Below are 11861 nucleotides of genomic sequence, written 5' to 3'. Positions count from 1 at the left end.
CATACACGATGCACACATCCCCTCTCGGCATGAGTAGGGTAATTCAATGCCTATTTTTTCAGCGGCATCTAATACGGTTTGACCACTTTCACAGGGGATAACATAGTGCTCACCATCAAGCTCGAGCTGTATTGTGGCTGCCGGCAGGTTTGCTGCATCTGGCTGAGGCTCTACAACACTGGTATCTATGGTTGGTTGCGATAAATTAACTGCGGCAGCGTGTGCCGTACTTTTAGGCACGGCGCTGCTAAAGCGTTCTATATGAATGCGGCTGCGGGGGAATTTAGCCGCTTTAACAGCCGCTTCCATCGCATCCATAAAGGGCCCAGGGCCACAAATAAAGGCACGCCCCTGCTGCATCCCCTCTGCCAGTGAAGTTAACAGCCCCAAAGAAGGTATCCCCTGCAATGAGTCTAGTAGGTGGATCACCTCAAGGCGCTCAGGGTACTGCGCCGCCAAAGTTTTAAATGTGTGCTGAAAGATCACCGACGCTTCATCGCGGTTGGCGTAAATTACACGCACTTTACCAGTGCCGTTAGTTAATACGTGACGCAAAATAGACAGCACTGGGGTCACCCCGCTACCACCAGCACATAACAAATGATCTTCTGCTAAGTCTTTTGTGACAAATAAGCCCGCAGGTTGCATCACTTCGACGCTGCTGCCCGCTTTAAGATTATCGCAAATCCAATTTGAACCACGCCCATCGGCAACACGTTTCACGGTAACGCGTAAGCCGCTATCGAGGCTCGGCGTACTCGACATGGAGTAACAGCGCATTAAAGACTGGCCGTTATAGGGCAATTTTAAGGTGATAAATTGCCCAGGCAGATAGTTAAACTGCTCGGTTAACGCTGCGGGTACATCAAATACAATAGAGTGCGCGTCTGCGGTTTCTGCGATTACTTCTGCAACGGTTAAGTTATGGTAACGAGACATAGCGACCCCCTTGGTTATACAAACGGATCGGCGTTGGGTAACCCTAACATAACGGTACCGTGAGCACGGATATAAGCATCGGTATTATTCGCAATATGACCGCGCGACTGATGCACATCACGAAATATTCGCTCAATAGGATTACTGCGATATAAGCCAGATCCGGCACACGCTCGCAAAATATCATTAACCCGTTCAGCCACTTGTTTAGGTACCGCAGCCGATTGTGCACGTTGTAATAAACGGTCATTAACCGGCATCATTTCGCCATTTTTTGTGTGTTTAACGACTTCGGCAAAGTTACGAAATAGCACCAGTTTTAACTGATCGCTGGTCATTATGCCTTCTGTTACTGCCGTTTGTGCATTCACATCTTCTGCGGTTTTGCCGCCATGTTTGCCCACGTGTTCAGCACAGCGATGACGAAACTCAGTGATAGCCCCATCTAGTGCACCAATACAGGCGGTAGACACCGCACGTTGGAAAATTTGCACGAACGGAATGCGGTACAACCAATTTTCATTAACTGCACGACCTTTACAGGCCGCGTCACTGTAGTCATTGGTTTGGTGGGTGCGGTACTCGGGTACAAATGCCCCTTCAACCACAATATCGTGACTACCGGTGGCGCGAAGGCCATGTACATCCCAATTTTTTACTACCTTAAAGTCTGACTTAGGTAATAAAAATGTGCGGTGTTCAAGCTCTTTACTGTCCGGTGATTTAGGCACTAAACCGCCTAAAAAGATCCACTCACAATGCTCAACACCACTAGAAAAACCCCAATGGCCGGAGAACTGATAGCCACCGTCTACTTTTTCTACTTTGCCGACCGGCATATACGTAGACGCTATTAATATTTCAGGGTTTTCAGCCAGCACTTCAATTTGTGCTCTTTCATCAAATAAACCAATTTGCCAATTATGTACCCCGATAACCCCATAGATCCAAGCCGTAGACATACAGCCTTGTGCGAGCGTCATTTGAATAATGTAAAATACCCGTGGATCTAACTCATAACCGCCCCAACGTTTTGGCTGTAAAACTCGGAATAAACCTGCCGCAATCATTTCTTGTATTGTTTCATCAGGCACTTTACCTGCCGCTTCAGCCGCAGGCGCGCGCTGCAGTAAATTAGGCACCAATTTTTCGGCCGCTGCGATTAAACGATGAGCTTCTGGCGTAAGAAAATCATCTGAGATACCTGTAATATCTATTTTATATGGAACACTCATAGTTGTTATCCTTTATAGCGGTAGCGCGTCAGAGGCGCTGATTAAACTCATCAACTTGCTTACCATCAGATTTCCACACCCGCCACTATCTCTCATCGTCAATATGGACTAAGCAGCCAAACATCTAATTCTTTGCCGCTCATTACCAGTCTGACTGCCTCACTGATAGCAAGGTAAAAAATAACTGCGTTTTTATTTGAGCAGCAAATTATTTCTTTCTGCTCTGCTGTGAGTGATTTTCTTTACAATAAATTCAATAACTTAAATATAAGTAATGCTGTTTTTTGCAACTATCGTCATTTATCCCCTAAATAGCCGCATACAGCGACAACGCTTAGCGCTGACGCTATTTCGCTAACCTTTGACTTTTATCATCGCTAAATTGCACCTAGTCCAAATGCGTGATGCTCAACAGAACACATATCGCTACTTTCAAATCGCAGTGTAAAAAAAGTACAACAAAGTAGCGGTTAGGTAATTCCTCTTTGATACGCTTTATTCAATGAGGGTTGCAGTAGTTAATGAACGCCTATCGCTGAAATAAATATAAAAATCATCGAGGAAGTGGAATGAATTTAAATGACAATAGGTTTTCATCAAATCTCACTATAAAACCGTTAGCGTTTGCAATTGCATGCGCTGTATCTGGTCACGCATTGGCAGCACAAGAACAGCAAACTGACAGCGAGACACAGGTGAAAGGCAAAGGTATTGAACGTATTTCTGTTACAGCCCAAAAGCGTGTTAGTACCTTACAAGAAACGCCTATTGCCATTACCGCATTTAACGCTGAAGCAATAGAAAACCTAGGTATTGAAGATATCAGTGATGTTAATGCGCAAGCACCCAATGTAAAAATTTTTCCTCCATATGGTAGTACGTTTAACGTTGGCATGGATATTCGCGGCCTAGGGACATCAGAGCCTTCATTAGCGATTGACCCTAAAGTAGGTATTTATTTAGATGGCGTTTATTTAGCACGTAACTCTGGCGCTATTTTTAATATTGTTGATTTAGAGCGGATGGAAATACTACGTGGACCTCAAGGTACGCTTTGGGGTAAAAATACCACCGGTGGTGCGCTTAACTTAGTCACCAGCAAACCATCCGATGAATTTCAATTTAAACAAAAATTTTCGGTAGGCAATAATAATTTACTTAGTTCAACCACCTCCATTGATAGCGGTGCGTTTGGTAACTTGACTGCCCGACTTACTTACATGACCAGTGAGCATGATGGCTGGGCAACCAATACCTTCGCAGGCGCAAAAGAAAAGAACTTAGGTGCAGAAGATGTTGACGCGCTGCGTGTTGCACTGCGCTATGCCGGTGATGATTTTACCGTTAACTACAGCTACGACCTTACCGATGGCAGCTCAGTAGCGATACCGGTGCAAATTAGTAATGTACGCCCACAGTATACCGATCCTAGTGTGCCCACTATGGATTTATCTACGGGTAAGCTTTATGCCGGAAACGTATTTGCAATGATGGCCGCGAATGAAAAGGCACCAGGTCGTCAAACAGAATTTGAATTAGATCGACATGGCCGTGAGTATGTTGATATTGAAGGCCATAACTTAACGTTTGAATGGGATTTTTCGGATAACCATACCTTTAAATCGATTAGCGCATTTCGCAGCTATGACTCAGATTTAAGCGAAGGTTACGATACCGATGGCGGTGCTTATTTTGGCGCCGCTCTCGACTTTAGTACTTCGCCACCGAGTGTTGACACCAGTGATGTGCTTGCTATTCCCGCGTTTCAATATACTAGCGTGAAATCACAAGAGCAAAAATCACAAGAGTTTCAACTGCTTGGTCAGTTTTTAGACGGTGATCTAAAATACGTAGCTGGGTATTATTATTTCAGTGAAGAAGGTGAAGAAAACAACCCCTGGAACATAGGTATTTTTACCGGCCAAGGCGCTAACGTATTATTCACCGGATCACTGCCATGGGGTGGTTTTTATAGTGTTAAAGCTAAATCATCGGCGCTCTTTACCAACGTTGATTATAAATTAACCGACGAGTTAAATGTGGTTGCGGGGATACGCTATACAAAAGATACCAAATCACTGACTAACGTAGCAAAACACGATGCAATGTTAAGAGACGATTTACACTCTGAAACTGACTGGTCAAAAACGGTGGGATCACTGCTATTTAATTATGTAGTCGATCAAGATTTAACTATGTACGCTAGTATCTCACAAGGGTACGCTGCAGGGGTTTACAACCCAGGCTCTATCGACCGCTTTGCTTATCTTAATCCAGCAAATATGGGCGAAGCTAACTATGAAGGAACACTAACACCTGCCGATCCAGAAGACACAACCGCGTATGAGCTAGGTGTTAAAGCAATGCTGCTGGATGACCGTTTAATGCTTAATACCGCAGTATTTCTTAATAATAATACTAACCTACAAAAAACCATTTTCGATGGCAGTATTCGTCGCTCACTTAATACTGGTGAGTCGAAAAATAAGGGGATCGAGATTGATGCTAAATTTGCGGCTACCGACAACCTATTCTTTACCACTAGCCTTGGTTATTTAGATACCAAATACAGTGATATTACATTTACCGATCAAAGCACTTATTCGGCATCTGTTGCAATGAATTGGACTATCGCCGAATTCGACTTTGGTAACTTAGCACTCAATACAAACTATGTGATGGTAGATGACTATCAATTTTCAGTATCAGATCCTAGTTTAGTCGGTGATAATTATCAGCTACTTAACGCTCGCCTAACATTGTCAGACATTAAAGTCGGTGAGCGCTCAAGTCTGAAAGTCTCGCTTTGGGGTAAAAACATCAGCGATGAAGAATACATTGTATTTGGTTCAAACTTTAATTTCTTTGATGCGCAGGCCTACGGCACGCCAAGAACCTATGGCATCGACATTAGTTTTGAGTATTAATTAACAAGTTATTATAGTGAAGCAAAAGGCCTTAATATTGATTAAGGCCTTTTTATTTGCATTACTAAAGGTGCGTTAGTATTTATGCTGCGGGTTATTAAATGTATTAACTCTGATTACGCTAGCAGGTTGAGCTCTCGCGCTAACTTTTGCGCTGCAATGGTGCGGTACTGTAATTCATCTGCTGCTGTATTTTCAGCAATCCATAATAATACTTCGGCGATGGTCTCAGGCTCTGCGACTGCTTGCTGCAGGCCTTGAATGCCAATGTCGCCAATGGTTGCTCGTAAGGTTTCGGTATTCACTACACCCGGGTTCACAGTAAAAGCACGAATGCCTTGATGACCATGCTCACGACAAATAATGCCCGATAACCGCGACACCGCAGCCTTACCAGCCCCGTATGCGTAGCCCCAGCCCCCTTTAGAGGCTGGGATCGGGGGATCTTTTTCACCCGCTCCTGAGGTTATATTAATTATGCAACCGCTGTGTTGCGCTAACATACTTGGTAACACAGCTTGTGCTATTTGCACTGGTGCGCCGATGTAACCTCTCGCAACGTTTTCAAGCGTTTGCTGCGTTACATCTAATAAAGCAGCATTAAGACCAGCACCTTGATAAATCGCGTTATTAATCACCACATCAATTTTACCAAACTGTTGTAACACCTGCTTTAACACGCTAGCAACAGAATTAAAATCAAGCAAGTCCATCGGCAGTGCTAGCACCTCACCACCCGCTTGCTGCATCATTTTTGCAGTTTGCGTTAAACTCCCTTTAGTACTTTGTGCACTCAACTCATTGTCTAGCTCACGCGCGGTAATGGCCACACGATAGCCTGCTTTAGCAAAGGCAATAGCCGTTGCACGGCCAATTCCTCGGCTCGCTCCCGTAATAAACGCTACTTTTGACACAACTCATCTCCTATTTTTTAGCTAACTTAACAGCTATTTAGCGTTACGGCATAGTTTAAATGGACCAAGGGGCTGCTGCGGTATGAAAACATTACGTGACAAGTTATATAACGCTAGCGAGAACACCAGCTGAGGGAGTGATTTAGTAAAGACGTTTTGTGCTATTTAGCAGCTAAAACGAAAAAACCCAGTAACATTAGTTACTGGGTTTTAAATTTGGTGCGGATGGGGGGACTTGAACCCCCACGCCCGAAAGCACTACCCCCTCAAGGTAGCGTGTCTACCAATTCCACCACATCCGCATTTTTTAAGCTTGCGCTTAAGGTGTTAAACTCTATTGATTTATGCGAGGACTATAAATCGTTTAACAATTAGCTATTACGCTAAAATTAGTTTGGTACGTCTGAACTTTGCTGTTTAGTTGATGTAACTGGTACATCTTCTTCAACAGGGATGACTGTTTCAGCAGCGGGTGCCGCTTCTAAGTTTTCCCATTCGTCAGTCTTTTTGATCTGACCTGCAGTTAGATTACCTAATACAATACTAAGTACAAAAAATACCGTTGCTAAAACAGTGGTTGTTTTAGTCATGAAGTTACCTGCACCTGACGAACCAAAAACAGTTGCCGAAGCACCCGCGCCAAATGAAGACCCCATATCAGCACCTTTACCCTGTTGGATTAAAACCATACCCACCAGCGCTAAAGCTACAATTAAATAAACTACTAATAAAATTTCGTACATTTATACGGTCCCTTTTGCACTGTTGCAGATAGCAGTAAATGAATCTGCTTTTAGACTGGCGCCGCCAATCAGCCCGCCGTCTATATCTGTTTGTGCAAATAATAATTCGCTATTTTTTTCATTAACGCTACCACCATATAAGATGGTTAGCCCTTGTGCTAAATCGCTGTTTAGTTTAGCAATTTTGTCACGGATAAATTTGTGAACGTGTTGCGCCTGTTCAGGCGATGCAGTCTTACCTGTGCCGATGGCCCAAACGGGCTCATATGCTATCACAGAATCTTTCAGTGCTGCTACACCTAATTTATCAATTACTGCATCCAGTTGTGCAGCAACTACTTGTTCTGTTTCGCCGTTAGCTTGCTCTGTTTCGCTTTCCCCCACACATAAGATAGGGGTTAAACCAACCTGTTGTGCGCGAGCAAATTTGGCAGCTACGGTATCATTGCTTTCGTGGTAAATACTACGACGCTCTGAGTGACCAACTAATACATACTGTGCACCCAACTCTTTAATAAGTTGTGCGTCCACTTCACCGGTAAATGCACCGGGGGTATTTTCTGATACAGTTTGCGTTCCCGTAGTGACCCCACTGGCTATCATTGCTGATACGAGCGGAAACGGAGGAAATAACACAATGTCTATCTCGCTTGATTTTACATTGTTAATAGCATCAGCTAACTGTTCAACCAACGCTAAAGAGCCGTTCATTTTCCAATTACCTGCGACCATCGTCTTACGTGCTATCATTGTTCCACTCCATATGAGAAAGCGGTCGAGATATTAACTCGACTCGCTTAAAGTTACAAGAGGTTATTGTTCTCAATCAGTTTGTTTGCTCATAGATTCGACAACTGCGGCAATTTTTTCCGCACTATCGATCACTAGCTTCTCTTGTTCAGCTTCTACCATCACCCGTACCACCGGCTCAGTGCCTGATTTACGCAGTAACACACGGCCTTTTTCGCCTAAGCTTTGTTCCACTTCTGCCACTGCAGCTAATACCGCGGGTGCTTGTGTAGGATCGGTGCCTGGTGTGTAACGTACGTTAATCATTTTCATAGGGTACTTGGTAAAGCCCGCGCCTAAATCTTGCAGGGTTTTATTTTGTGCAACCATAGCGGCCAGTACTTGCAAGCTTGAAATAATGCCGTCACCGGTGCTGATCAAGTCAAGATTTAACACGTGTCCTGAGCTTTCACCGCCGATGATCCAACCTTTTTGCTGTAGCAACTCCATAACATAACGGTCGCCTACTTTACTGCGTGCAAACTCAATGCCTTTCGCTTTTAACGCATTTTCAAGCCCCATGTTTGACATCACAGTGCCGACAACGCCACCGCCTAAGTTATCATCTTGAGCTGCTTGGCAGGCAATAATATAGACTAAATCATCGCCGTCAAATACGCGGCCATTATGGTCCACCATCATCACACGATCGCCATCACCATCATAAGCAATACCCACATCAGCATTGTGCTCAAGCACTTTGCGCTTTAGTGTATCAACATGAGTGGCACCACATTCATGATTAATATTTACGCCATCCGGCTCACATGCGTGGGTGATCACCTGAGCGCCAAGTTCGCGCATCACCGATGGTGCAATGTGGTAGGTTGCACCATTGGCACAATCCAACACAATTTTTACTCCGTCCAGTGATAAACCTTGTGGAAATTGGCTTTTACAAAATTCGATATAACGGCCATCGGCACTGGTTAAGCGACTTGCCTTACCCAGTTTATCAGAGGCAACACAGGTCATTGGCTCGTCCAGCATGGCTTCAATTTCCAGCTCTACTTTATCATCGAGCTTTAAGCCACGGCTATTAAAAAACTTAATACCGTTATCGTAATAAGGGTTGTGCGAGGCACTAATTACAATACCGGCTTCGGCTCTAAAGGTTTGTGCTAAATAGGCAATGGCGGGCGTTGGCATCGGACCGAGTAACACCACATCAATACCGGCAGCTATCAATCCCGATTGTAATGCGGTTTCTAACATGTAACCTGAAATGCGCGTGTCTTTACCTATGATTACTTTTTTGGTGCCATTTTCTGATAATACTCGCCCTGCAGCCCAACCTAACTTCATTGCAAACTCTGGGTTTATAGGGTGTTCACCCACTAAGCCGCGTACACCATCGGTGCCAAAATATTTTCTTTGTTTCACTTTCAAACTCCTTGTTCGCAGGCGTGTAATACATTGAGTACGTCTGCCGTTTCTTTTACGTCGTGTACACGAATAATATGCGCACCGTTTTGTGCTGCGATTAATGCCCCGGCTAAACTGCCGGCTAATCGCTCATTCGTTTCTCTTTTTAATAAGTTGCCAATCATCGACTTACGCGACAACCCCGCTAACAGCGGTAAATCAAATTGCTTAAAATCGTTAAATTTCGCTAGTAATTCAAAGTTATGGCTGAGCGTTTTACCAAAGCCAAAACCGGGGTCCAGAATAAGCTGCGTTCGCTTAATCCCCGCTGTTTCGCACGCTGCGATACGCTGAGTAAAAAATGCGTTTACAGCCCCCATTAAATCATCATAGTGCGGGGCGGCTTGCATGCTGCGCGGCTGCCCTTGCATATGCATAAGACACACGGCAACATCCGGGTATTGCGCGATCACGTCGAGGGCGCCGGGCGCTTGTAAAGCGCGAACATCATTAATGATATCGGCACCGGCTAAAATAGCCTGCTGCATAACCTCTGTTTTGCTAGTATCAATAGAAATGACACAATCACTTTTTGCGCGAATCGCTGTTATGGCGGGAATAACACGCGCAAGTTCATCTTCAACACACACTTCGGGCGCACCAGGGCGGGTTGACTCGCCGCCAATATCAATGATTTGGGCGCCATCTTCTAGTAACTGTAACGCGCGTTGTAATGCGATGTCGGGGTGTAAAAACTGCCCACCATCTGAAAACGAATCAGGGGTTACATTCAGTATTCCCATTATGACTGGCTGCGCCAAGTCCAGCGTGCGCTGGCGCGGCAAATTGAGTAGTTTATTCATTACAAACCTTGTTGGGGTTAACGTGTATTACTCGATTAATTGTTATTTGCATAATACAAAAAAGCCCCGAAGTTCGGGGCTTTTAGTTTCGCTATTTTAACGATTATTCGGCTTTGTCATCAAGATTTGTTTCATCTTTTTTAACTTCACTAGTTGGTGTTTGATTTTCATCAACTAATTTTTCTGGTGCCGCTGTATCACTAGCCGGTTTTTTCTCATGACGGTCATGCGCATCACGCGGTTCACGTACCGGTTGACGCGCCATTAGGTCATCAATTTGTTTCGCATCGATGGTTTCGTACTTCATCAGTGCATCTTTCATTGAGTGCAAAATATCGATATTTTCTTTTAATATCGTTTCAGCACGTTGATAGTTACGGTCTGAGAATAAACGAATTTCGCTGTCTATTACCTTCGCAGTTTCATCCGACATGCTATTAGCGCGACCGCCCATATACATCTCGTTTTGATCTTCAGCGTAAAGTAACGGGCCTAGCTTTTCACTTAACCCCCAATGTGTCACCATTTTACGGGCAATATCGGTGGCACGTTCTATATCGTTACTCGCACCTGTGGTGACTTTATCGTTACCATAAATCAGCGCTTCAGCGATACGGCCGCCATATAAGCTTGAAATCATTGACTCTAACAGTTCTTTAGAGTGACTTACACGGTCTTGCTCGGGTAAATACATCGTCACACCGAGTGCTCGGCCACGTGGAATAATCGACACTTTATACACAGGGTCGTGTTGTGGCACTAAACGGCCGACAATCGCATGCCCCGCTTCGTGATAGGCGGTCATTTCTTTTTCTTGCTCGCTCATCACCATGGTCTTGCGCTCTGCACCCATCATGATTTTATCTTTAGCGGCATCAAATTCAGCCATGCTCACCACGCGTTTATTACCGCGTGCTGCATATAATGCGGCTTCGTTTACTAAGTTTGCTAAATCAGCCCCCGAGAAACCCGGTGTACCGCGTGCAATTACCGCCGCTTCTACGTTGTCGCCTAATGGCACTTTGCGCATATGCACTTTAAGTATTTGCTCACGACCACGAATATCCGGTAAACCTACCTCAACTTGACGGTCAAAACGACCTGGACGTAGTAACGCTGGGTCTAATACATCAGGGCGGTTTGTTGCTGCAATAACGATAATACCTTCGTTACCACCAAAGCCATCCATTTCAACTAGCATTTGGTTCAATGTTTGCTCGCGTTCGTCATTTCCGCCGCCCATTCCTGCGCCACGTTTACGACCAACCGCGTCAATTTCATCGATAAAGATGATACACGGTGCGGCTTTTTTCGCTTGCTCAAACATGTCTCGTACACGCGATGCACCCACACCGACAAACATTTCCACAAAGTCTGAACCTGAAATTGTAAAGAACGGCACTTTTGCTTCACCAGCAACAGCTTTAGCAAGTAACGTTTTACCGGTACCAGGAGGACCCACCATCAGTACGCCTTTAGGAATACTGCCACCGAGTTTTTGGAACTTTGATGGATCACGTAAAAAATCGACCAGTTCAGACACGTCTTCTTTGGCTTCATCACAACCAGCAACATCAGCAAAGGTGGTTTTAATTTGATCTTCGCTCATTAACCGTGCTTTGCTTTTACCAAATGACATGGCGCCTTTACCGCCCCCACCTTGCATTTGACGCATGAAGAAAATCCACACACCAATTAACAAGATCATTGGGAACCAAGAAATAAAAATACTCGCTAAAAATGACTGCTCTTCGGGTTTAACCCCTTTAACATTCACGTCACTTTTCAACAAATCATTTAAAATGTCTTTGTCATAAATTGGCATAATCGTTTGAAAACGTTCGCCGCTGGTTTTAGTACCGGTGATAGTGCCACTGGTGCTTTCAATAGCCACTTCTTGTATCGAGCCGTTTCGGGCATCTTTAACAAATTGACTGTAACTTGTTTGACGATCAACTTGATCGCCACCATTAAAGCTCTGAAATACTGACATCAGCACAACTGCAATAACCAGCCAGAGTATTAGATTTTTCGCCATATCGCTCAAGGGGTTAACCTCTTGTATCCAATTAATTTAAATTCAACT

At 44.5% G+C, this 11861-nt stretch carries 9 protein-coding genes and 1 tRNA gene; 1 reads left to right on the top strand and 9 read right to left on the bottom strand.

The window, feature by feature from the left end; translation table 11 throughout:
• Together ABYB02_RS01505 and ABYB02_RS01500 are read right to left on the bottom strand one after the other, a co-directional pair.
• The coding region (locus ABYB02_RS01505; protein WP_372760350.1) for an FAD-binding oxidoreductase at window positions 1-939 on the bottom strand (939 nt) is incomplete at its 3' end.
• A gap of 14 nt (window positions 940-953) precedes the next feature.
• Window positions 954-2174, bottom strand: coding sequence for an acyl-CoA dehydrogenase family protein (locus ABYB02_RS01500; RefSeq protein WP_372760348.1), 1221 nt, complete (start codon window positions 2172-2174; stop codon window positions 954-956).
• A gap of 569 nt (window positions 2175-2743) precedes the next feature.
• On the opposite strand from ABYB02_RS01500, the gene ABYB02_RS01495 reads away from it, so the two are divergent.
• The gene (locus ABYB02_RS01495; RefSeq protein WP_372760346.1) at window positions 2744-5101 is read left to right on the top strand and encodes a TonB-dependent receptor; all 2358 of its coding nucleotides are present in this window, start codon (window positions 2744-2746) and stop codon (window positions 5099-5101) included.
• Between the two features lie 116 nt (window positions 5102-5217).
• Here ABYB02_RS01495 and ABYB02_RS01490 read toward each other — a convergent pair whose 3' ends face one another.
• From ABYB02_RS01490 to ftsH, 7 genes are all read right to left on the bottom strand, one after another.
• Entirely contained in the window at window positions 5218-6015 is a 798-nt protein-coding gene (locus ABYB02_RS01490) for an SDR family NAD(P)-dependent oxidoreductase (RefSeq protein WP_372760344.1), read from the bottom strand.
• A 217-nt stretch (window positions 6016-6232) separates the two neighbouring features.
• Window positions 6233-6317, bottom strand: a tRNA-Leu gene (locus tag ABYB02_RS01485).
• Window positions 6318-6404: 87 nt separating this feature from the next.
• Window positions 6405-6758 carry a preprotein translocase subunit SecG gene (secG, locus tag ABYB02_RS01480; RefSeq protein WP_372760342.1) on the bottom strand — a complete coding sequence of 118 codons (354 nt, stop codon included), beginning with the start codon at window positions 6756-6758 and terminating at the stop codon, window positions 6405-6407.
• Window positions 6759-7508, bottom strand: coding sequence for a triose-phosphate isomerase (tpiA, locus tag ABYB02_RS01475; protein ID WP_372760340.1), 750 nt, complete (start codon window positions 7506-7508; stop codon window positions 6759-6761).
• A 72-nt stretch (window positions 7509-7580) separates the two neighbouring features.
• A complete protein-coding gene (gene glmM, locus ABYB02_RS01470) occupies window positions 7581-8930 on the bottom strand; it encodes a phosphoglucosamine mutase (RefSeq protein WP_372760338.1) in 1350 nt (449 codons plus the stop codon).
• 2 nt (window positions 8931-8932) lie between these two features.
• The gene (gene folP, locus ABYB02_RS01465) at window positions 8933-9775 is read right to left on the bottom strand and encodes a dihydropteroate synthase (RefSeq protein ID WP_372760336.1); all 843 of its coding nucleotides are present in this window, start codon (window positions 9773-9775) and stop codon (window positions 8933-8935) included.
• 103 nt (window positions 9776-9878) lie between these two features.
• Entirely contained in the window at window positions 9879-11813 is a 1935-nt protein-coding gene (gene ftsH, locus ABYB02_RS01460; protein WP_372760334.1) for an ATP-dependent zinc metalloprotease FtsH, read from the bottom strand.
• Between the last annotated feature and the right edge of the window lie 48 nt (window positions 11814-11861).

The organism is Pseudoalteromonas sp., from assembly GCF_041613455.1.
Classification (GTDB): Bacteria; Pseudomonadota; Gammaproteobacteria; order Enterobacterales; family Alteromonadaceae; genus Pseudoalteromonas.
Note: the sequence above shows the minus strand (reverse complement) of the source record. Positions and strands in the feature narration are given on the sequence as shown.